Here is a 23,117-nt window from a genome sequence, read left to right on the forward strand (position 1 = left end):
TAGGAAATTAATACCCCGGTTATTTGTACGCGTTATAATTATGAATTTGTAAAAGCTACCTAAACTATTCTACAGCGTCTTTGGTTATTATATTTTCAAAATATATAACAGCCTTTTGTTATATTGCAGTGTTAATCTGAATTTAAAGCAAGATAACCCAATTTCCCTATTATTAATTTAAATGATCGAAAGAAATCATGACAGGTAAAACTCTATGCCTATTACTTAGTGCAACTTTATTTTTTTGCTGCTTGCTCAAAAGACAATGATGAAAATATGCCGGGATCATTTCAACCGAAATGGTTACGTTCCAAAACATATTCCAATGATAAATTGCAGTCGCAATATTTTTACGATGAAAATAATATCGCTATAGCATATTGGTTGTATAATGCCGATACCCTTTATTCAAAAACCCAATATGAATATAGTTATTATCCAGATGGCAAAATGAAGTCAAAGGTTTATATCAATCGTACTAATAGTTTAAAACGTACCTTTAGTTATAATGACAATGGAAGCCTAATAAAAATCGAAGATTCTTTAGCAAGTACTTCAACTGGGCCATACACATTTTATAGCATCTCAAATAGAACGCTATCCGGTAATAAATTAACTGATGAACGTACGTTCGCAGCAGGAGGCAATAGTTATATGTTAAAGGAGATATATACCTATGACAATCAAGACAACCTGATTAAAGAGGAACATTTTGACATTGACGATCCGGAGTACAATTATGTTATGACTTATGATAACTTTTCCGAGTTGGTAAATAAAAACTTCACAGATAAATTCTCAGAAAGTTCCAAACGTACACCTCGTAAGTATCAATTGACTTACCCTAATGCAGTACCAGGGACGTACAACTATGGTAAAGTTTTAACGACAGTTATACAGGTACTAAGCTACTTAGAAGACTCGTACGTTTCTGAAGAATTAGTTTACAATATTGATGAGGATAATGATACGTTATCTACTAACCATTTGAAATTTGAATATATTCCTGTTCAATAGGATATGATTTATCAATTCAGTTTACACAACGATATTTTTAATAAACTGTAATATAGTATTGCTTTCAATAATATCAGAACATAAGCTAGCCAATTATTCTATGCTTTAAATATACAGAAATATCAATTAATGATAATTAGTTTTTAATTAATTAAATGTAAATCTGTAGAGTGTGATAAACCTAACTAAAATTCCTTTTAATAATCATTATAAATTATGATACGTAAATTTCTATACTTAGTATTTAGTATGATGTTGCTTTTTATTTCTTGTGCGAAGAAAGAAAATGAAGTAGTAGTAACGCCATTTCACCCTAAGTGGCTTCTTAGTAAAACTTATTACAATGGCTATTTAAAGTCAGAATACATCTACAATGAAAATTATACCGTTAAGCAATTCTTACAATACTTCGATGATACGATCTATACAAGGGTTGATTATGAATATTATCCTAATTTTTACCCTAAATCTCAAACTTATGTTTCTGGCTATGATTCAATTTATACTTATTTAAAGCGAATCTTTAAATATGATAATAATATGAACCTAATTGGAACAGAAGATTCGTTGAAAAATCATTTACCTGATGACTATGTTTTTAGAGGCTCTACAAGCCGGAAAGTAGTAGGAAATCGCATGATCGAGGAAGTTTTAGTTCGGAAAAATGCAAATTCTGTGAAACATGAAAGAAGGATACATTATTATGATAAGCATAATAATCGTTTCAAGGTCGAGTATCTATCGGAAGAGTCTCCTGAGACTAGTTATTATATTATGTATTCTGATTTTTCTAAGATAGAGGATTCAACCTTTACGAATAAATGGTCAGGAGGATCAAAGCATACAGCCTTTGTAATTGAAAAAACTTCATTTAACGAGGAATACCAGAAGGGCGATTATATTATTAATAGGAGGATTACAAAATATTTAGATAATTATTATCCATTAGAAGAAGAAAGAGTAACCTATTATCCCAATTTTAACTCTACTAATAAATTTACTTATACTTACGAATATATTCCTGTTCAATAGAATATGATTATTTTTATCATAGCGAACTAATCGTAAATCTATTATGAAATCTTCTAAGAACATGGAATCCAACAAATTTTTTAAATCATTTTTTGGCGCCATCGCGACCTTGTTAGTGCTGGTTGCTGCTGGACTATACGGCTGCCCGAAGTATAATGTATGGCAACAACAGCTTGCCGGTGAAGCAGAATTGAAACGCGCCGAACAAAACCGTAAAATCGCGATCCAGGAAGCTGAAGCCAAGCGGGAAAGCGCTAAATCGCTGGCTGAGGCAGAGGTGATCCGCGCGCAAGGTGTTGCCAAAGCAAACCAAATTATCGGTGAAAGCTTGAAGAATAATGAAGTGTACCTGCATTACCTCTGGTTGGAACACCTCGAAAAAGCCAACGTGGTGTATATTCCAACGGAAGCAGGATTACCCATTATGGAAGCGGGTAGGGGATTAGGCAGAAATGCTGCACCAGCCAATAAATAAATAGCTTAAAACAGAACTTGCATCAATGATCGACTTTTATTCGTGTTGATCATTGATGTAATCATTGTTATAACTCTGATTTAACAAATTCCAGCACCTTCCCCGGTTCCCTGGCATCGAACCAATGGTAAGCGGTATCTTTCCTGAACCAAGTCAGTTGACGTTTTGCATATTGACGGGTATGGGTTTTAATTTGTTCCACCGCTTCATCAATGGAAAGTTTGCCATCGAAATAATTAAAAATCTCGGTATAACCCACCGTTTGTAATGCATTATGTTGCCTATAATCCTGTACCGATCGGACTTCCTCAACCAAACCAGCATCCATCATTTTATCTACTCGCAGGTGAATATTTTCATGTAATAATGTTTTCGGCAACGTAACACCCACTTTCAGTATATTGAAATCTCTTTCAACAGGGTTAGATTTCCTGAAACTCAAAATAGATTGCCCTGTACTTTCAATGATTTCCAATGCACGCATCAAGCGCTGCGGATTCTGTATCTCTCCAACCTCGAAAAATGCCGCATCTTTTTGCTTGATTTCAGACTGTAGCCAATCGATACCGTACACTTCGTATTGCCGGCGGATGCGCTCCCTAGTTTCAGCAGGAACTTTCGGCATGGCGTCCATCCCTTCACAAAAAGCTTTTATATACAAACCCGTGCCACCGCAAACCACGGCAACAGGCCGCTTTTGAAATATTTCAGCCGCGTAGCCCAGGGCTAACTGCTCGTAAGTGCCCGCATTTACTTCTTCCTTGATAGAATGGGAGTTGATGAAATAATGGTGCACCGCGGCGAGTTCTTCCGGGCTAGGCTTTGCCGTTCCGATACTGAGTTCGCGGTAACATTGCCTGGAATCTGCGGAGATGATTTCCGTTTGTAACAGTTGCGCCAAACGGATGGCCATGGCCGTTTTCCCGGCTGCGGTTGGCCCGGCTACCACGATCACCGTATTTTTCTTTCTTTCCATCCTAAATGAAGAAACCAAAGCAGCAGGGCAACTTTGGTTTCGGGTTAAATCAATTATTTGAACAAATATTAATATGAGTCATCGTTGCTTTCACCCCCGTCGCTGCCTTCATCAGAAATGCCATCTTCACCTTCTTCCCCGAAGCCGTCAGCGTCCATCCCTTCACGGTTAAGATCGTATTTTTCTTCCATCTCCACCAGTTTATCGTTGCCGATGATGCCCTTTGTTCCGTATTGGCTGGGGGCAAGCCCTTCCTTACGTACACATACCGGGTATGACAATTTAATGTTTTCATCCTTTGATACGCCGATTAATTCTACCAAGAAAGTCCATTGCTTGGCATAATCATACAGGTAGATAAATTTCTGGTTAGGCGCTTTTACGGCCGAGCCGATAGTCGTTTCAACCATGATAAGGGGTTCTGCCACCCTTTGGATGTCATCAGCTTCAATAATAATTTCGCGGCCGCGTTGCCAATTGTCGTTACTCCTGAAAAACGAAGCTTTGTGTTTACTGTCAAATTCAAAGGCTGTCAAGATAGCTTGATGCAATTGAAAGAAACTTTGATCAGGTTTAATGCTGATGTCTCTATAAACACTTTCATCTTCTTCCCAGTAAACTCTGAATTTCAATACCGGCATATATGTAACGTTATGTAATGTTTAAGATTAAATATTGTTGTAGTGATTTATTGTCGTCCGAATTCAAATGCAAAATGCCCGATTATGTAAAATTATGAATTTATTTAACAGGGGTCAAGTTAAATGCCCTTGCTTTTTCCAACATGAATTGGTAAGCCTCTTCGTAATTATTACTTATTTCCCCATCCAGTATAGCTTCGCGGATCGCATTTTTCAAATCACCGACGATCCTGCCGGGAGGCAAATTAAATACTTCCATGATCAATTCTCCCGTAATGGGAGGTTGCCAATTGCGGACGCGATCTTTTTCCTCTACTTCCTTCAACCTGCTCCTAACCATTTCGAAATTCTCCAGGTGCCTTTTCACTTTAGCCTTATTTTTCGATGTAATGTCCGCTTCGCAGAGCATCATCAACGAGCCAATATCATCCCCTGCATCAAACAATAATCTACGTATAGCCGAATCCGTTATATTCTCCTTTGTCAAGCTGATCGGGCGCAAATGCAATTCTACTAATTTCTTAACAAAGCGCATTTTTTCGGTCATCGGGAGTTTGAACTTCGAGAAAATCTTGGGCACCATCTTTCCGCCTACGGCATCATGCCCGTGGAAAGTCCATCCATGGCCAACCTCGAAACGCTTGGTGGCCGGTTTGCCGATGTCGTGCAAAAGGGCAGCCCAACGCAACCATAAGTCCTTGGTATTTTTAGAAATATTATCAACAACCTGCAACGTGTGGTAGAAATTATCCTTATGCCCTTTACCTTCTACCATTTCTACTCCAACCAGGTCGATCATGGCCGGGAAAATCAACTTCAATAAACCCGCCTTGTATAATAAGTCGAGCCCGAGGGAAGGCTTGGGGGAGAGCATGATCTTGTTAAACTCGTCGGTAATGCGCTCCTGGGAAATGATCTTGATCCTCGCGGCATTTTCCTTGATCGATTGAAAAGTAGCCGGGTCGATCTTGAAATTAAGTTGGGATGCGAACCTGATAGCCCGCATCATTCTAAGCGGATCATCGCTGAAGGTTTGGCCGGGTTCCAGGGGGGTGCGGATCACCTGGTCTTCCAGTGCCTGCATTCCATTAAAAGGGTCAACCAGGTGACCGTAATTGCTCGGGTTGAGGCTTATTGCCATCGCGTTGATCGTGAAATCGCGGCGGTTCTGGTCATCTTCCAAGGTGCCCGGGGCCACCATGGGTTTCCGCGAATCGCGGTTATAGCTTTCCTTGCGGGCGCCCACGAATTCCAGTTCAAAATCGAACCATTTTATCTGGGCCGTACCGAAGGTTTTAAAGAAATTTACATTGGGCCTCGGTTCCAACTTGTCGGCCAGGGCATTTGCCAGGTCGATTCCATCGCCAATACACACGAAATCAATATCCTTGGTATTCCTGTTCAGCAACTTATCCCTAACGAAGCCGCCCACGATATAGGTAGGCATTTTTTTCTCCCCGGCAGCCATTGCTACCAGCTCGAATAAGGTTCTTTCTTTCGGTGAAACAGGTATATCGAAACGCATCTTGGCCATTATATTATAAAAATTTTCCTCTGTTTGCCCGCAAATGTAGTCAAACGAAGCGTAAAGTCCTGAATTATTATAGAAATGTTAGGGTCTAATTACCTCAAAATCACCGGATTGGTGCAGTTTGATAATCCTAGATGGCGGGTGTTTTTCCGTATCATCTTGCCGGTATTCCACGACGTAATCCACCCCTTTTTTAATTTCGGAAGATACTGCGGCGAAATTCTCCGGGGATGCCTGCCCGCTGATATTAGCGGAAGTGGAGACCAGGGGCTTGCGCAACCTTTTTACAAGGTGGCGGCAAAAGGTATCTCGGACGAAGCGGATAGCTACCGTACCGTCTTCATTGATGACATTAGGAGCCAGGTGGATGGCGCCCTGGTAAATAACGGTGGTAGGCCGGTCAAAGCCGCCGATAATGGAATCGATATCATGCGGGGGATTCGCGATGTAATGTTTGAGATCGCGGTGATCGGTCAGCAGGATGACCAAGCTCTTTTTTTCGTCCCGTTGTTTGAGTTCATACACCTTGCGTACAGCCATCTCATCGGTAGCATCGGCGCCGATGCCCCAAATGGTATCAGTAGGGTATAAAATAGTACCACCTTGCCTTAAAACTTGCAAACAATTCACGATATCCTTTTCGAAATCCATAAATACAAAATTAGTAAATCCTTGAAAAAATAATTCATTTGATCCTCCCGTATAGACAGATTATACAAGCCTATAGAACAAATCACTAAGATAAATCCGAAATGAGCCCTATTTTTGTGCAAAATTTAGAACCAATGGAATTAAAAGAATTGATACTAGCTGCATGGAACGACAGGGCTTTGTTGCAAGACAATACCTACTCCGACGCGGTGAGGGCTGTAATAGAATCGGTAGACAAGGGACATTTACGCGTGGCAGAGCCAACGGCGAACGGCTGGCAGGTAAATGAATGGGTAAAACAGGCGATCCTGATGTATTTCGCCATTCAACCCATGGAAACGATGTCATTGCCCCCCTTTGAATTTCATGATAAAATGAAATTGAAAACCAATTATAAAGAATTGGGTGTTCGCGTGGTACCCCATGCCGTGGCACGCTACGGCGCGTACATTGCGAAGGGCGCTATCTTGATGCCTTCTTATGTTAATATCGGCGCTTATGTTGACGAGGGAACGATGGTAGATACCTGGGCAACGGTCGGTTCTTGCGCCCAGATCGGGAAACATGTACACCTGAGCGGTGGCGTGGGTATCGGCGGCGTATTGGAGCCGTTACAAGCCAGCCCGGTAATCATTGAAGACGGTGTTTTCGTGGGGAGCCGTTGTATCGTGGTAGAAGGCGTTCACGTTGAAAAAGAAGCCGTATTAGGCGCCAACGTGGTATTGACGCAATCCACTAAGATCATCGATGTGAGTGGCGAAACCCCGGTAGAATACAAGGGTAGGGTACCGGCGCGCAGCGTGGTGATCCCCGGTTCTTACACGAAGAAATTCCCGGCAGGTGATTACCAGGTAAGTTGCGCGTTGATCATCGGTCAACGTAAAGCATCTACGGATTTGAAAACGAGCTTAAACGATACGTTGAGAGAATTCAATGTTGCCGTTTAATTTTTGCATAAAAATTTGGAGATTAAGAAATTATATCTTTATCTTTGCCCACTCTTAAAAACGAGGGGCTGCCCAAGTGGCGAAATTGGTAGACGCACTGTGTTCAGGTCGCAGCGTTCGCAAGGACGTGCTGGTTCGAATCCAGTCTTGGGCACCTGGTAGGTTGTAAGTACTTTACTTACAACCTATTTTTTTATGTGGATGCCGTTTTTGTGCGCTTTTGCCACTATTGCCGCACATAATAGACACGCGAAAATTATTTCCTCTTCTCTAGGCTGCTAAGCCGGTCTTACCTTTGAGCGGCATGATACAACGACTGTCGTGTCCGAAAAACTTCTTTCTTTCACATTCTCAGGTAAGGAATAACAATCCGCTCAAAAATGGCAGGGGATTGAATCAGGCCAACGTGGTCACATCCCGGCAGAATGCATAACTGTGCACTGGGTATCCGATTGCTCCATGTAGGGTTTAACAAACCAGGTCGCCTTCAAACAATTTATCATATCCTGGAAGGCATCGGGATTGCTTATCCGTGATTTACGGTATTTAACGCTTCAACCGTATAGTTACACCTGTGGGCATCCGTCTTAACCTAAACCCTCCATTTGTGTTATATGTATCAGTGGGTAACGGCAGGGCTTCCTGTTACTTGGCCTATAATACGTCAATATGATAATATTTCTTTATTGCGTAAATTTATTACACTAATAATTGCTTCATTACAAAAGTAAACCGGGAATGAAATATATAGTGGTTTTGTCAGTAATGTTTGTACTTGCTGCTTGCCGGCAGCAGGAAAGTAAGATACCGGGGTTACAGGCGGAGATAGACAGCCTGAAACATCAACTGGATAATGCTTATAAACCCGGATTCGGTGAATTTATGGGCAATATACAAGTACACCACGACAAGTTATGGTTTGCAGGAATAAACAACAACTGGGACCTAGCTGAATTTGAAATCAACGAAATCAAGGAAAGCTTAGATGATATTACGAAATATTGCACCGATAGGCCTGAAACCAATTCTATTGATATGATCGAACAACCTTTACAAAATGTAAGCAATGCTATCCAGGATAAAAACATCAAAGAATTTAAAAACAGCTTCATGACTCTCACATCAACCTGCAATAGTTGTCACCAGGCTACCAAGCATGAGTTCAATGTTATTATTGTTCCTTCTACGCCACCATTTAGCAATCAAAGTTTTAAAGCGGTTCAATAGTCAAGATGATAAAGAAATTGTTGACTGTACCGCGTATTCGCATAAAACCGGGTGCCATATCCTTTCATAAGGAATACGGAGATTTTTATTGATATTGCTATGGTGCCAGTTGCTAATGAAAGCAATAACATTTATCACCCCCCAAACTCACCCTCTACATAACCTCCCGGAACATACCTTGTTGTGTCATTAGTATGCCAAGCATAAACACCGGAAACCATTATACCGAGGTCTTCCACATATTCTGCTACCATGTTTTTCCATTCGTCATCAAATCGTGGTAAATGTTGTTGCAGTACCAGGAACTCCTTCAAATAATTATCATGATGCGCCAGCGCTGCCATATAAGCTTCTTCCAATGGCATTTTATGCTCGTTTTGGAATACTTTCACGATGTTCATCGTATCGCCGGGCCTCATGAGTTCTTTCGGCAAGGAGATGAAATCATTGTGCATCCCGATCAGCAGGGCACAAATAACCTCTATACGGAGTAGGTGCGGATGATTTAGAATGGCATCGGGTAAGCGGCGATAATCTTTCTGCATACATACATACTTGCAAAAGGGAACAGCGCCGCTGGTAGCCTCCCTGATCAATGTATATACGGCCAGCGGTGGGATTATATTGGCAGCATAATAGGCTTTCTCTTCGGCATAACCGTTGAATGTATCCGCGATGGTATCTATGAATCTTCGGTAAATGCTCGCCGGGATGTCGCATTGAAGCGCATCTTGCCGTAGCACCCACCATTGGCGCAAGAATCCATTGTTGATCGGCTCTTCGGTTTCCTCTCCTTTTAATAGCGCCATGATGTGTTGCACGATGCCAAGCATTTCCTGCCGGGAACAACGATCGAAATAGTCATCCATCATGGCCCCGTTCGCCGCGTAACTAGCTACGGGACGAAGCTCTTCGAGGGTACGTAAGTAGGGGAATCCGCGGGCCGCCAGATCCGTCAGGTTATGACTTTTATGTTTTTTACGGGCTGATTCACTTTGAAACTTGTAATCGCGGTCAATCCATGCATAATATGATTGCCTCGCTTCAAGAAAATTTGGATGGATTGAATTCGGCCATGGATACTTAGGCTGGGGTAGATGTTTGAGCTTTGCAACAAGCGCTTCATGTGAAATAATGGACGACATTTGGATCAACATTTAGGGTTAAAAAATTATAATTAAAAATTAGGGTAAATACGGGTTAAACTAGGTTTCAACGTAATATGACCGGGTCCTAAACATAATGCTGGTTCCGATGTTCAGGTAGAATTAGGGTTAGCCATCGATTGATCGAATGGTTAAGCTAATATAAGCCATTTTGCATTATAATGAAATATATATATCAATTTTCAGGTTTTCGCGCTAAATTCCTATTGCATTGCTATTACTTTCGGGTTGTAAATATTGAAATACCAGCTTATAAAAATTAAGTTCGCCGGGCAGCCGCCGCGTTTATGCCAAAAGAGCCGGGGCAAATTGAAAGAACGTGTAGATAATTCCAAATTGAATATCCTTGTCGTCCGGCTAAAATTGCATTAAATTTATTTGGATTCCTTACCTGGTCAAGGATGTAAGCGAAGGATGATCTATTCAGCCACACCAACAAAACAGTGGAACTTCGCACTGTTAATAGCGAAGCCATACAGTAGTAGAAATGCCAGATCGAGCGATCAAATTGGTGGCCGTAAGGGCCAATTTGTGCCCTTTTTTGGTGCTTTTTGGGGTGAACAAAAAAGTACAAGAAACGAGCCGATGAACATTGAATCGAACTAATGAGGGATCAAATTGCTCCCCGGTTAAAATTTAGTCGGACAATAATGTTTGAATATATTTAATGCAAAATTTATCGCGCAACTCTTCCAATGAAGGCATATTATTGTATTTCTATTTGAAAGTTATACAGCATCATGAACATCAATCCATTGATAAATAACATTTCTCGATTCCTAAAATTAAGTCCTGCCGAAGTTTCAGTATTTGAAAATTTTTGGCTGAGTAAAACCCTGGAGAAAGGAGAGTACCTGTTAAGGGAAGGTAATATTTGCCGCTATGATAATTACCTGCTTTCAGGTGTAGTCAAGGCTTTTTATATCAATGCAGAAAATGGTAAAGAAGAAATTCTCTATTTTGCGGTTGATGATTGGTGGGCCACGGATATAGAAAGTTTCTCAAAACAAAAACCCTCTATATACAACATACAAACTATTAAGAAAACATCGGTCTTACAGATCGATCATCATTCCTTTCAAAAATTATTGTCCGAAATTCCTTCACTGGAAAGGTATTTTAGGATCATATTGGAAGGATATGTTAGCACCTTGCAGAAAAGGATTGTTTATAACAATGTTTTTGATGCTGAACAACGGTATCTCGATTTTTTAGCTAATTACCCCTCTATCGCTTCCAAGGTGCCTCAATATTTGATCGCATCCTACCTGGGGATGTCTGCTGAATTTTTAAGCAGGATCAAAAAAAATAAATTCTCTTGAACTAGGTCAATATTTTTGAACGTAATAATCAAAACATTTGCTTTATAAAAGAATTAAGCAATGAGAAAAATTTTGATTATTAATGCCAGTGTTAGGGATAAGAGGTCCTATAGCCGTAAATTATCCACCCTTTTCGAGGAAAGCTGGAAAGCTAAATATCCCGGCGACTTATTTACCTTCCGGGAAGTGGGCATCAATGTAATTCCAGCGATCGATGAATCCTGGATTGCCGGCGCTTTTATCCATCCAGCCAATAGAACCGGAGAGAATCAAAAAGCTTTGAAACTTAGCAATGAGCTGGTAAAGGAGCTAAAGGAACACGATGTTTACGTGATTGCAACGCCCATGTATAATTGGTCAATACCCAGCGGTTTAAAAGCATACCTGGATCAAGTGATGCGGATCCATGAAACATGGAAGTTTAGATCGGGTGTTCCCGATGGAGATTATGTAGGATTGCTCGATAATAAGAAGGCTTTTATACTCTCCAGTCGCGGGGATACCGGTTATGGGGAAAATGAGAAAAACAGTCATATGAATTTTCAAACTACTTATTTGAAATTTATTCTCGGTATTATGGGAGTAGGTGATGTTACGACTATTTCTCTTGATAACGAAGAATTTGGGGGTGAAATATTCGAGCAATCGAAGGAAGAAATATTCGAAAAAATACGGTCGATCCGGTGAAATATAGCAGGGAATGTCATAGGGGTAGATCCGTCACATCTGTGAACATTCCCTTTTTTAATTTCCATCGGGGCAATGATGGATTTATATTTAGCATTTAATTGAAAAGATAGGATTCCGATCAAATACTTTATCAACTCACCTTGGGCGGATATAATTAATCTTAACGAAGCGGAAAGAATTCCGTAAATTCCACTATCATTGTTTTATTGGGCGTAGAAAAAATTATGATGGATACAACAAATCGAGATGTATTAAAGAGAAGCAAAGAAATTAAGGACGCGTATTTTCAATTCCTTGATACGCATGTTCCGGATGTTATATCGGGGAAGGCGCCCGATTTTATGGAGATTAACCAAATTGCGGCCCAGTTATATATTTCGCATAAACATCTTACGGATACGATCCAGAAGGAAACGGGGCATCATCCCTGTTACTTTTATGATTTAAAAATAATTGAAAGCGCCAAAAAGATGCTGCTAGAAACAGATCGATCCACTTCCGAAATCGCCAGGTTACTGACTTACGATCCTTCCAACTTCTCAAAATTCTTCAAAAAATTTGTTGGCCTTACCCCGGGTCAATTCAGGAAAGAACAACAAAAATAAAGTTCCGAAAAGTTCACCACGATCAACAATCCGGGTTTTGTCATCTTTGTTTTATCTATTTACATATTTAAAATCAATCCAGATGGCAAGAAACGATTTAAAAGGAAAAGTTGTACTAATAGCTGGCGGCGCCAAGAACTTAGGTGGCTTATTAAGCCGTGATTTTGCAGCAAAGGGTGCAAAAGTAGCCATCCATTACAACAGTAATGGCACAAAAGCAGATGCGGAAAAAACATTGGCCGATATCACGAAGAATGGTGGCGAAGCATTTCTTTTTCAAGCTGACTTAACGAAACTTGAAAATATTAAAAAACTCTTTAACGAAACGGTATCTAAGTTCGGGGGAATCGATATCGCGATCAACACGGTCGGGATGGTGCTGAAGAAACCTTTCCTGGAAACAACGGAAGAAGAGTATGATACCATGTTCGATATCAACTCGAAAGTAGCATATTTCTTTATCCAGGAAGCGGGTAGAGCATTGAATGATAATGGGAAAATTTGTACGATCGTTACCTCTCTTTTAGCTGCATACACGGGTTTATATTCCACTTATGCTGGGGCTAAAGCGCCTGTTGAACATTTTACCAGGATGGCATCCAAGGAGTTTGGAAATAGGGGAATATCGGTTACGGGTGTAGCTCCCGGGCCAATGGATACGCCATTTTTCTACGGCCAGGAATCTGATGATGCCGTTGCTTACCATAAATCTGCTTCGGCTTTGGGTGGATTAACGGATATCAAGGACATTGCTCCCTTGATAGAATTTTTGGTAACCGACGGATGGTGGATTACCGGCCAAACCATTTTCGCGAATGGTGGGTACACCACGCGGTAAGGGAAATAGTATTTTGTTCGAGAATGCTAAAGAGGCCGGATCAAAAGTTGATCCGGCCTCTTTTTATTCGTGTACCTGATGGGTACAAATTTTATTTACACGATTGTCAAGGACTGTAAAATACTTTTGATCTAGCCACTTTATTCTTGAATTTTTTCTTGCTTAACCTGGCCAATGAGTCTTGTTTCGAATAATCTTATTTAGAATTTATAGCTGTAACCCAGCCGTATTACCTGGGTTTCATAGTAGTCATCGCTGCTGTATCGGAAGCCGACTCCATCGATTTGCTTTTTAATAACCATCGTATTCAAAAGATCGGTAGCATTCATGACAATTTCTCCCTTTCCCTTCTGAATTGATTTCTTGAGTCCTGCATCCATTGAGAACCTGGCAGAAATCTTTCCCTGCGGAATAATATCCGGCGCCCAGTAAGTTGCGGTTAGTTGTGCATTCCAACTGTTACCCCATCGGAGTGAATTGTTTAGTTTAAGGTTGCCCGATATGGCAGTTTGCAGGTTGGAGGAATAGGGGTTAGGCTCGGGATATAAGTTTTCAACGGAAAAGGCATCGATTTGATTCCTGTAAATATTGCCGTTCAAATTAAATGAATAGTTTTCGGAAACATTTTGGTTCCATATCGCTTCAAAGCCTGTATTGTAGCTTTTCCCTGCATTTTGGAAGATGGCATAAATCAAAGTGCTGCCGGGTATGATACTGGATATTCTCGTTATTGTACCGTTTGCAAAGCGGTGGTATAACGCGGTATACATATAACCTTTCTCCCAGGTGGTTTTATAACCCAGCTCTAAAGAATTAGTAAATTGCGGACGCAGGGCGGGGTTGCCCACCTTGATAATTTCCGCATCGTCATATTTTGGAAAAATACGGATATCAACTTCATTCGGTCTGTCTACCCTACGGTTGTAGGAAACGGAGAGCTTGTTATGATCATCCAGTTTGTAGGCCATCCTTAAGTTGGGAAATGGTTGGCTATAGTCATATCCATCACTTTTATAGGTGCTGTGGCCGGGATTGACATCATAGCGTATTTTTACATATTCTAGTCGCAACCCTAGCTCGGCTTCCCATTTTTCATTCTCATAAATATAATTGCCGTAAAGCGCCGGTATAAATTCTTTATACTTGGCCCAACCTCCGGCATCGGTATCCAATACGGAGTTCTCTCCCGGTCTGAAGTCCATATTAGTGGGAATGCGCCTGTTGCGTAACTTGAAACCGGTTTCTATTCTCCCGTAGCGCAATGGCTTGGAATAATCGATATTAAGATCGAACACCTGTTCATCTGATAACAGTTTGAATGCATCGGTACCCCTTGATGCGGGCAAGTAATTGTGATAGAAATATTGCTCGTTTTCCCTGTGAAAAGTATAATTGAACCCGATATTGAGCAGGTGCCCGGCTTCCTTATACTTATGTTGGAAGGTCGTGGTAGCCATCGCTGTGGTTTTTAGCTCATCTTCCAAAAACTGCCAAAGGCGAAGCCGTTTTGACAAGTCTTCATTGAAAAATGGTTGATCGCCCCTGTCAATGATTTTCTCGCTGCCAAACATACCTGAAACGGTCAGCGTATTTTGACCGTCAATCAACCAATCAACACCGGTTCTGCCCGTGAAGAAGTTCGTATTCCTGTTGCGCTTTAGCTGTGATTTAATAATGGCGCCATCGTCATAGGTGCGGGTTACGAATTCGTTCTTGTTTAAGGTATGGGTATATAAATCATCGGCCTGGAAAAAAATATTCACTTTTTCTTTCCGGTAGTTAAGGGATAGCGAAGGATTGATCTTTGGCGTAGCTTTGTATTGTGGCCGTATTGAAGGCAAATTCGCTTTCCTGGTCCAAAGTGAGCCCAAGCCTGCCGTGATGCCAACCTTGCCGTTAAAGCCTTGCTGTTTGTTTTGATGCATGATAATGTTGATGATCCCGGCATTACCATTAGCATCATATTTCGATGAAGGGTTATTGATGATCTCTATTTTATCGATCGCGGAAGCCGGGATATTATCCAGCCCGGATTGACTGCCGAAGCCTGTTATAGCAGTCTGTTTACCATCGATCAGTACCGTCACTTTATCGTTACCGCGTAGCTGAACTTTCCCATCCTGCACGGTAACACCCGGTAAATTTTGTAAGCCTTGAAGAATTGAGCCTCCGCCCTGGCTAATATTATCTGCCATCTTGAAGGTTTTCTTATCCAATTTGATACCGGCCTTGCCAGCTTGGGCAATAACGGTGATACCATTGAGTTCTTTGGTTGCCCCTTCCAGTTCAATTGCCGGTATGTCCAGGAAGGGGGAAAGGCTGCCGATAAACAATGGCTGCACTTTCTTGGCGAAACCCATAAATGATACATCTAGAAGGTAATTTCCCGGTTTGATTCCATTGATGGAGAACCGCCCGTCTTCACCGGAGAGGGTACCGGTTACAAATGAGCTGTCCTTTTCATTTTTTACCACGACATTCACGTAAGGCATCGCGCTATGATCTTTTTTGTTTTTTATCATCCCTGAAACGGTGATCGACTTTACCTGCGCAAAACCGGTCCTGGTATAGAGACTACCTAATAATACGAGGAGTAACCATAATTTATTCATCTGCTATGCATTTACCTCCCGCAAAAAATTCCCCTGAAGATCAAAGATGATGTCTTTTCCACCTATTTCAGCCTCGTAAGTAATCATTCCTTTATGATCTGTAATCTTTGCAGCTTCCTTAATTTTTTGCTTTGCATAATTTTTCGCGAGGTATGCTTTTGCCTTTACCGGTAAGTTTTCGATCTTGATCTCTTCTTCTGTTTCCAATATATTCCCCGGTGTGCCTATCAGTACAGAATAGTTCTTTTTATTTAATTTAAAACTTGCTTCGTAATGTTCCTTTTCCTGTTCCCACTTAACCTGTTTTGCATTTGGGAATTTGCTTTTCAGCGCTGATTTTACAATGCTAGGAACATCTTTTCCGGGTAACTTTTGCGCATTTGTAATTCCTACGCAGAGAATGGCTAATAGCAGCAATAATAATTTTTTCATGATGGAGTGTTTTAATGGTACCATGCAATTTTCCGAAGTGATTTAGAATATATTTGGAACATCAAGCGGATTGCTTGGATGATGGATGTAATGAATGCGAGATAATAATCATAATCGCCATTAATACGATGCAAACTACGGACGCATTGAGCGTGCCCAGGTCCAGCCCCCCGGTGGATACCGGTTTGGTGAGCAGATCACCGAATGTTGCACCGAAAGGCCTTGTAAAAATGAAGGCGATCCAGAATAAAGCGATCGAGTTCAGCCGGGTAAAATAATGCAGCATCACTACAACCAATATAATGATCCCGGCTGCCAAAGATCCTTGCAAGTAGGAGAGCCCCAGGTTGTCGCTGAGGAAATCGCCAAAAGCTGTACCGAGGCTGTTAGAGATAAGTACTGCTGTCCAGAAATAGACTTCCTGGTTCCTTCGGTATATAGGGTATACTTCGAGGTTTCCGAATTTCCTGTGCCAAAGTACCAGGGTGATTACTAATAGGACCATTAAGAACAGGCTGCCCAATAGGTAACCGAAATGTAAGGTTCTGTCCATGAAGTCCGATATTTCTGTTCCTAGGGTTGTAGTGCCTATAATGACGAACCAATATTTTGCCGGGACGTATTCTTCGGATGATAGTTGTACGAAGAGTGCAACGATGAAGATGCTGAGCGTAATCATTATGCCTACTATATATCCACTGTGCAGGGTCATTGAAATGAAATCGCCCAGTGTTTCCCCCAGGGTCGTAGCCACGATTTTCATTAACCAGAATAGCAATGTGATCGGTGCTACCTTGTTTATCTGCTTCATAGCTTTTATTTACAAACCTATTTCGAGATTTAGAAGAAAATCTGAATGCAAGGGAGATTAATACAATACCCCGGGAATGTTAAGGTATTTTTAATATGAATAACACGGGATGATCGTTTAGCATATCAGCAGGTTTATTTCAGGGAATAACAGCGAAAATGTGAAACCCGTTTTCAAATGAATAGTTTACTTGCCAACCGTGAAAACGCGATATTTCCCTTACTATTGATAATCCCAAACCGCTGCCGTTACCATTCTTATCAAATGATAATCTCGTAAATCTTTTGAATAATAAATCCCGGTTAAGGGGGGATTCACCGCTGTTGATAAAATAAATTCCCTGCCCCGAGATACGCACTTTAACGCGGCCTCCCGGCTGGGTATAACGAACAGCATTCAGTAACAGGTTGTTTATTAAAATCTCGGTTAAGCTGCTGTTGCCCTTTAGCCTGATATTTTCGCTGGTGGACGTTTCAATGCTTAAATGCTTTTGTTCAAAATGTTCCTTTAAGCCATCTATGCATTGCAATACTAATGGGTCGAATACGATATTTTCTGAATTTATAAATTGATTGTTATCTATCTTGGCTAGCAACAACAAGTTTTTATTAATTCTAGCGCTCCTGATCAGCGCTTTGTTCATATCTTCCGCGATGTTATATTGTCTTTCAGTTAAATCATCGCTTTGCAGTAAAATATCAAGTTTGTTTTTTAATACGGCTAATGGCGTTTGCAATTCGTGGGAAGCATTTTCAGTAAATTCTTTCTGAGATTTATATGTCGCTACGCTGTGATCGATCAGCTTAGCCAGGGAAGCATTCAGCTCTTCAAATTCAAGGGTGCTTGTTTGCTCAAATTCAATATTTGCATGACTGTTTAGCTGGAATGTTTTCAACGTATCCAGGGTATTATGAAAAGGTTTCCAAACGGTACTGGAAAGTCTCCTCGTTAATAGCAGTAACCCGGTCACGATCAATAAGAATAGGAAAATTGTTACGGCGGCGATGACCGCGATCGTTTCCACGGATTCCTCGATGTTCGTTTCCACGGAAAATCTATATGGTTTCCCGTTAATGGCTATAGTTGTATTCAAGCAACGGAAGCGATCTATAATCTCGCTCTTGCTATATACTCTTTGTTTCTCCACGGTGTAAGTACTATCCCCTTTATTTTCCCCGGCCTGCAATTGCCTGATGCTTGTACCGGGCTGGATGCTGTTCCATAGTTCGATGCTTTTACCCAGCTTGTCTGCCGTAAGCTGGAGTTGCCCCAATCCGTATGCTGTCTTTTCGGCGATAATTTTATTATGTTCATCCAGTTCCGCTTTCCAAATCGCGTCAACAACTAGGTAGTAGATCGGTACACTTACTACCAACACGATTAGGACATATATCAAGAATGGCTTGGTAGCTTTGCTCAGTAATGGTTTCATGATATTAATTACTTTCCCATTTATACCCGGTGCCATACACGGTTTTCAAATACTGTGTACAGCCTGCTTCGTTAAGTTTCCGCTTCAGGTTTTTAACATGGGCATATACGAAATCAAAATTATCCAGCATATCCGCGAAATCTCCTGAAAGATGCTCTGCCAAGGTGCTTTTGGAAAGTACCCGGTTCTTGTTGCCGATGAATAATATGAGTAATCCAAATTCTTTTTTTGTAAGAGCAATGATTTGTCCATTAGAAGAAACCGTTTTAGCCAAAAGGTCAATTTCTAATTCATCTTGGCGAACAATATTGGAATTGTTAAACTGTTTCCTGCGGATGACAGAATAAATTCTTGCAGTCAGCTCCGGTAAATGGAAAGGTTTGGTGAGGTAATCATCCGCTCCTTCTTGCAGGCCTTTCACTTTATCATCGAGCGAATTTTTCGCGGAAATGATGATGACGCCATCTTGCTTATCATCGCGGTTTAATTGGTCTAAAATTTTTAATCCGTCACCATCCGGCAAAGTAATATCCAGGAGGATACAATCATAGTGATAAACATCGATCTTGGCAACTGCTTCTCTAAACGTGGAGGCCCGTTCACAGGTATAATTTTCCTTGCCCAAGTACTCCATGATGCTTTGCGCTAATTCCCGTTCATCTTCAATAAGCAGAATTTTCATGCTACGAACCTAAACCCCAAATTCGAAGGAAATTTGAATTAGTATTATTTATAATTAAATGTTTGATAATCAATTGTATAAATATGTATATTCTATATCTTTGTTTAACTATTCTACGGGCGTCCCCAATTCCCTCCTGGCGCCTTCCAGCCGGTATACTTCCCAGTAGCGGGCCTCTTTTTGATTACGCTGCTGCCAAATTCTTTTTACCAGCGTTATCTTTTCGAAGTCATTAACATATATGGCCTCCGGATCTTTATAGTTTTCCGAAGTATTGATATAATAAGCATTTTCCCCTTTCTTGATATTACCTTCCAACCGGTTTAACCAGGCGAACTTATGCAGGCTGTTGATTTTTCCGAGTCCTACGGTACGTATTTTAAGCGGGTAAGTTATATATAAATAATAATGACAGGCCGGGAACCATTTATCTATCACGACCGGATCGCCGGGCAACATGAGGCCGTTATCTATATCGAGCTGACGTATCTTCGAAAATTCATTTTTCATGTCTTTCCATCCGTACATATCCAAGGTAAAGTCACCGGCGCCAAACCGGGGCATCTGTTTACTGCCTATCGTACCGGGATAAAAATTGATGAGGGGCACAGAAAGTATGACCGCAACAATCATTAAGCTTGCCGAAGCATACATCCAGCGCTGTAATCGATATTTGCCCTTGTCAATATATGCATCTATAACAGAACCAGAAAGAAGCATAAGCGGAATAAATCCCGGTCCGCTCCAGTGCGGCAAGGTTGTTCTGAACAGGGAAATGAAACAGGTCGCGATAATTATGGGTAAGGCAAAACATTTTAGTGCGTTAGGTATTTTGTTTTTGGGAAATACCTGTTTGACTTTTCCGGCACAAAGGATATATATAATTATGTTGATCGGGTTGTTGTAGAATAATTGTCCCGATAGTGTTGTGATGAAGGAATTGAAGTTTACAAAAGCACGGTGTACCTGGATCCTTTCCCCCTGGAACTTGAACATAATAAAATCATTCCCGGTGTTCCAAAGCAGGATCGGGGAAATAATAAGCAGGTAAATTAACAGGGAAATATACAAATTTGGCTTTTTAAAATAGCTGCGGTCGCATAGTAAAAAGTACAAGCCCAACCCGGTGAAGAGGAAGGCGCCGTGTATCTTGCACATCGTAGCTAAGCCGGCGTAAAGGCCGAATAGTATAAAATACAACCTTTCTTTAGTGGGCGCGTTGCCAATTATTAGTTTGATCGCGGTATATATAGCCGCCAACCAAAATACCATTTGCGGTGAATCGGGCAAGATAAATAAACCCGCAATGATACCGCTGTAAAAGGATGCATTGTACAAAACCGCTGCAATAAACCCTGTACGGCTATTCTTAATGGAAGTTCCTATTAAGAAAATTAAGTAAGTGCTGACAGCCGCGCTGATAATAGCCGTTAACCGCAACGTGAAATCGTTCACGATATGCAGGTTGAACGTACACATCCTTATGAATAAACCAACCAGCGGTGGGTGATCGAAGTGATTCCAATCCGGTTGTACCGCGTATGTGAAATAATACGATTCGTCGTTTCCGAGTTGAAATGAAATGGAAAGAATACACCTAGCAACAAAAGATACTATGATAATATAATAAGTATAACGGGAATATTTAAAGCTATACATGTATAATATCGTTATTGATCAACAGTAATATTTGCATCCCAATTGTACTTGAAACTTCCCCGGCTATTTGCTGTAATATAAAATTAATAAGAATTATGTAAGCTTGAACGCTGGATAATACTTCGTATCTAAATTTTTATGGTTTCAAAGGTATTGTATTTACGCTTCCAGGATGTTATTTTGAATATATACTCAATGGCAATAAATGATATATATGCGGTACAAACGCCCACTGCGGATCCGAACCAAACATCTTCCAGGAAATGCTCCCCCAAATAAACCCTTGAGTATCCTGTTAGGCAAGCTGCTAAGAAAGCCGCCATAGCGATGTATGGATTCTTTCTATAGGCAAGCGACATGTACAATGCAATACAGAATGCGATAGCAGTGTGGCCGGAGGGAAATGAATATTTTTGATATAAAGTAATCCAACTTGCCGTCTGTACAACATTTTCTCCATAGCATGCTAGCGGGCGGAAATGGTCGAAGGCATGTTTTAACCAACTCACCAATAATGTATTCAATAAGGCGCTCGTTACAAGTCCTGCTAAGTATTTATATTTTTTTTGGTAAATAAATAGCAATGCAAGCGGAATGAGAATCGTTCCGTTACCAAGGAATGAAAATACGGAGAAGAAAATATCGCCCGCGAAACTTCTAAAATGGTTGATGGAAATAAATGCGAGCTCTTTACTGGCATTGAAGAAAATGAAGATCATACCGATATTCCAAAAGATGAAAAGCATGAAAAATGGATTCATTTTTCGCAACTTTACATATGCAGGCTTCGTTATGCCGGGCGTGCTAACTAGTTGTAGGTCCATAATTTGATGATTTGAAGAACTGGATTATATATTAACTAAATATTTTCCATATATTCAATCACATGATATGGACGTGAAAATAGAATGAATTATTATACATCAAAATACTTGGAAAAGACCTTAATGATTAAATAATCTAATAGAAACAATTATTTAACCACCGGGAAGGTTCAATGCGTTTCAACTTATTACCAGCATTCGATTTTTGTAACATTATTGCCTTTACTACATAAAATTTACAGCCTATGGATAAGAAAATAAGCCTGAAAGAAGCTATTTCAATCGGGATAGGCGGGATGGTGGGCGGTGGGATATTCGCTGTTCTTGGTTTGGCGGTTTCATTAGCAGAAGGCGCTACGCCGGTCGCATTTCTATTCGCGGGTATCATTGCATTGATAACCTGCTATAGTTATGTAAAACTCTCCCTGGCTTACCCTGATAAAGGCGGTACCGTCCGTTTTATTAACGAGGCTTTCGGGGAATCGGTGTTTAGCGGTGGCGTCAATAACCTGTTATGGATCAGCTATATAATAATGCTATCCCTCTATGCATCGGCCTTTGGGTCTTACGCGCCTAACTTGCTGGAGATATTCGGCAGGAAAATAGACTTCCATATATACGCGAGTTTCATAATCATTTTGGCAACTATGATCAATTATTATAGTATCAAGGTGGTAGGACAAATCGAATCTTACGCGGTAACGATCAAGTTGGTTATCCTAATTACTTTTGTAATCATTGGTTTGTACGGCTTGTTCGGCAACTCTAATATAGATCAACTCGCCGTAACACACTGGGTAACGCCGGTAAAATTTCTTACAGGTGGGATGGTTATCTTCGTTGCTTACGAGGGATTTGAATTAATTGCCAACGCGGCGCCTGATATTATTTCCCCGCAAAAAAATATCCCGAGAGCCTATTATTACTCAGTGATATTCGTTATCATATTATATATTCTTATCGCTATCGTTACCGTTGGTTCGCTACCTTTCGGTGAAATTGCGAAAGCTGAAGACTATGTGCTTGCAGAAGCGGCCAAGCCGATGCTTGGAAAAGCCGGGTTTTTCATTATCACGGTAGCGGCATTATTGTCAACTTTTTCAGCTATTAACGCATCTTTGTACGGTGGCAGCCGCGTCAATTACGAGCTGGCTGAAGATAATGAATTGCCGAAGCATCTCACCATGATGCTGTGGAACCAACCCGTTGGATTGATGATTACTGCCGTATCTACATTGGTCTTAGTCAATCTGCTGGAATTGGAGAGCATATCTACTGCCGGTAGCGTGGGTTTCTTATTTATTTTCGCAACGGTAAACTTTGCCAGTTTCAAATTATATCAATCTATCAAGGGTAATAAAATTGTTCCATTACTGGGATTTTTTATGTGTTTGGCAGCATTGGCCATTCTTATTGCTCAACAATACAATTCAAACAGGGCAGGCATCTATGTTACGTTGGCAATATTCATAAGTTGTTTTTTAAGCGAATGGATTTATAAACGTAGTCAAAATAATGCTGAATGATTTATATGTACTGTACTTGGA

The 23,117-nt window shown here is 40.8% G+C and carries 22 protein-coding genes and 1 tRNA gene; 11 read left to right on the forward strand and 12 right to left on the reverse strand.

Annotated features, from left to right (window positions below):
• Positions 1-276 precede the first annotated feature (276 nt).
• The 3 genes from COR50_RS13195 to COR50_RS13205 all read left to right on the forward strand — a co-directional run bounded on the left by COR50_RS13195 (position 277) and on the right by COR50_RS13205 (position 2,524).
• Positions 277-1,017 (forward strand): hypothetical protein, encoded by a 741-nt coding sequence (locus COR50_RS13195; RefSeq protein ID WP_098194422.1) that lies wholly within the window; start codon positions 277-279, stop codon positions 1,015-1,017.
• A gap of 216 nt (positions 1,018-1,233) precedes the next feature.
• Positions 1,234-2,049 carry a hypothetical protein gene (locus COR50_RS13200; protein WP_157760821.1) on the forward strand — a complete coding sequence of 272 codons (816 nt, stop codon included), beginning with the start codon at positions 1,234-1,236 and terminating at the stop codon, positions 2,047-2,049.
• 61 nt (positions 2,050-2,110) lie between these two features.
• Positions 2,111-2,524 carry an SPFH domain-containing protein gene (locus COR50_RS13205; protein ID WP_098196228.1) on the forward strand — a complete coding sequence of 138 codons (414 nt, stop codon included), beginning with the start codon at positions 2,111-2,113 and terminating at the stop codon, positions 2,522-2,524.
• 67 nt (positions 2,525-2,591) lie between these two features.
• Here COR50_RS13205 and miaA read toward each other — a convergent pair whose 3' ends face one another.
• The 4 genes from miaA to COR50_RS13225 form a co-directional block, all read right to left on the reverse strand.
• A complete protein-coding gene (gene miaA / locus COR50_RS13210) occupies positions 2,592-3,500 on the reverse strand; it encodes a tRNA (adenosine(37)-N6)-dimethylallyltransferase MiaA (RefSeq protein ID WP_098194424.1) in 909 nt (302 codons plus the stop codon).
• Positions 3,501-3,568: 68 nt separating this feature from the next.
• Positions 3,569-4,141: an IS1096 element passenger TnpR family protein gene (locus COR50_RS13215; protein WP_098194425.1), complete on the reverse strand. Its 573-nt coding sequence runs from the start codon at positions 4,139-4,141 to the stop codon at positions 3,569-3,571.
• Between the two features lie 100 nt (positions 4,142-4,241).
• Entirely contained in the window at positions 4,242-5,666 is a 1,425-nt protein-coding gene (locus COR50_RS13220; RefSeq protein ID WP_098196229.1) for a CCA tRNA nucleotidyltransferase, read from the reverse strand.
• An 87-nt stretch (positions 5,667-5,753) separates the two neighbouring features.
• A complete protein-coding gene (locus tag COR50_RS13225; RefSeq protein ID WP_098194426.1) occupies positions 5,754-6,323 on the reverse strand; it encodes an L-threonylcarbamoyladenylate synthase in 570 nt (189 codons plus the stop codon).
• Between the two features lie 134 nt (positions 6,324-6,457).
• Between COR50_RS13225 and COR50_RS13230 the strand changes: the two genes are divergently transcribed.
• The 3 genes from COR50_RS13230 to COR50_RS13240 all read left to right on the forward strand — a co-directional run bounded on the left by COR50_RS13230 (position 6,458) and on the right by COR50_RS13240 (position 8,497).
• Positions 6,458-7,270 carry a 2,3,4,5-tetrahydropyridine-2,6-dicarboxylate N-succinyltransferase gene (locus COR50_RS13230; protein ID WP_098194427.1) on the forward strand — a complete coding sequence of 271 codons (813 nt, stop codon included), beginning with the start codon at positions 6,458-6,460 and terminating at the stop codon, positions 7,268-7,270.
• A 70-nt stretch (positions 7,271-7,340) separates the two neighbouring features.
• Positions 7,341-7,424: transfer RNA gene (locus COR50_RS13235), tRNA-Leu, on the forward strand.
• 584 nt (positions 7,425-8,008) lie between these two features.
• On the forward strand, positions 8,009-8,497 hold the full coding sequence (locus COR50_RS13240; protein WP_157760823.1) for a hypothetical protein: 489 nt from the start codon (positions 8,009-8,011) through the stop codon (positions 8,495-8,497).
• 134 nt (positions 8,498-8,631) lie between these two features.
• Here COR50_RS13240 and COR50_RS13245 read toward each other — a convergent pair whose 3' ends face one another.
• Positions 8,632-9,642 (reverse strand): terpene synthase family protein, encoded by a 1,011-nt coding sequence (locus COR50_RS13245; RefSeq protein ID WP_098194429.1) that lies wholly within the window; start codon positions 9,640-9,642, stop codon positions 8,632-8,634.
• Positions 9,643-10,403: 761 nt separating this feature from the next.
• Between COR50_RS13245 and COR50_RS13250 the strand changes: the two genes are divergently transcribed.
• The 4 genes from COR50_RS13250 to COR50_RS13265 all read left to right on the forward strand — a co-directional run bounded on the left by COR50_RS13250 (position 10,404) and on the right by COR50_RS13265 (position 13,118).
• Positions 10,404-10,985, forward strand: coding sequence for a Crp/Fnr family transcriptional regulator (locus COR50_RS13250; RefSeq protein ID WP_098194430.1), 582 nt, complete (start codon positions 10,404-10,406; stop codon positions 10,983-10,985).
• A 60-nt stretch (positions 10,986-11,045) separates the two neighbouring features.
• A complete protein-coding gene (locus COR50_RS13255; protein WP_098194431.1) occupies positions 11,046-11,672 on the forward strand; it encodes an FMN-dependent NADH-azoreductase in 627 nt (208 codons plus the stop codon).
• 227 nt (positions 11,673-11,899) lie between these two features.
• Entirely contained in the window at positions 11,900-12,280 is a 381-nt protein-coding gene (locus COR50_RS13260) for a helix-turn-helix domain-containing protein (protein WP_198405644.1), read from the forward strand.
• 82 nt (positions 12,281-12,362) lie between these two features.
• The gene (locus tag COR50_RS13265; protein WP_098194432.1) at positions 12,363-13,118 is read left to right on the forward strand and encodes an SDR family oxidoreductase; all 756 of its coding nucleotides are present in this window, start codon (positions 12,363-12,365) and stop codon (positions 13,116-13,118) included.
• Between the two features lie 200 nt (positions 13,119-13,318).
• On the opposite strand, the gene COR50_RS13270 is transcribed toward COR50_RS13265, so the two are convergent.
• The 7 genes from COR50_RS13270 to COR50_RS13300 form a co-directional block, all read right to left on the reverse strand.
• Positions 13,319-15,730, reverse strand: coding sequence for a TonB-dependent receptor domain-containing protein (locus tag COR50_RS13270; RefSeq protein ID WP_098194433.1), 2,412 nt, complete (start codon positions 15,728-15,730; stop codon positions 13,319-13,321).
• Positions 15,731-15,733: 3 nt separating this feature from the next.
• Positions 15,734-16,162, reverse strand: coding sequence for a PepSY-like domain-containing protein (locus tag COR50_RS13275; RefSeq protein WP_157760825.1), 429 nt, complete (start codon positions 16,160-16,162; stop codon positions 15,734-15,736).
• 61 nt (positions 16,163-16,223) lie between these two features.
• Entirely contained in the window at positions 16,224-16,973 is a 750-nt protein-coding gene (locus tag COR50_RS13280) for a COG4705 family protein (RefSeq protein WP_098194435.1), read from the reverse strand.
• A 139-nt stretch (positions 16,974-17,112) separates the two neighbouring features.
• Positions 17,113-18,405: a sensor histidine kinase gene (locus COR50_RS13285; protein WP_098196231.1), complete on the reverse strand. Its 1,293-nt coding sequence runs from the start codon at positions 18,403-18,405 to the stop codon at positions 17,113-17,115.
• Positions 18,406-18,409: 4 nt separating this feature from the next.
• The gene (locus tag COR50_RS13290) at positions 18,410-19,087 is read right to left on the reverse strand and encodes a response regulator transcription factor (protein ID WP_098194436.1); all 678 of its coding nucleotides are present in this window, start codon (positions 19,085-19,087) and stop codon (positions 18,410-18,412) included.
• 108 nt (positions 19,088-19,195) lie between these two features.
• Entirely contained in the window at positions 19,196-20,746 is a 1,551-nt protein-coding gene (locus COR50_RS13295) for an ArnT family glycosyltransferase (protein WP_098194437.1), read from the reverse strand.
• Between the two features lie 128 nt (positions 20,747-20,874).
• Positions 20,875-21,570, reverse strand: a complete 696-nt coding sequence (locus COR50_RS13300; RefSeq protein ID WP_098194438.1) for a phosphatase PAP2 family protein — start codon at positions 21,568-21,570, stop codon at positions 20,875-20,877.
• 245 nt (positions 21,571-21,815) lie between these two features.
• Between COR50_RS13300 and COR50_RS13305 the strand changes: the two genes are divergently transcribed.
• A complete protein-coding gene (locus COR50_RS13305) occupies positions 21,816-23,096 on the forward strand; it encodes an APC family permease (protein WP_098194439.1) in 1,281 nt (426 codons plus the stop codon).
• Positions 23,097-23,117: the final 21 nt, after the last annotated feature.

Origin of the sequence: Chitinophaga caeni (assembly GCF_002557795.1) — a bacterium.
Classification (GTDB): Bacteria; Bacteroidota; Bacteroidia; order Chitinophagales; family Chitinophagaceae; genus Chitinophaga; species Chitinophaga caeni.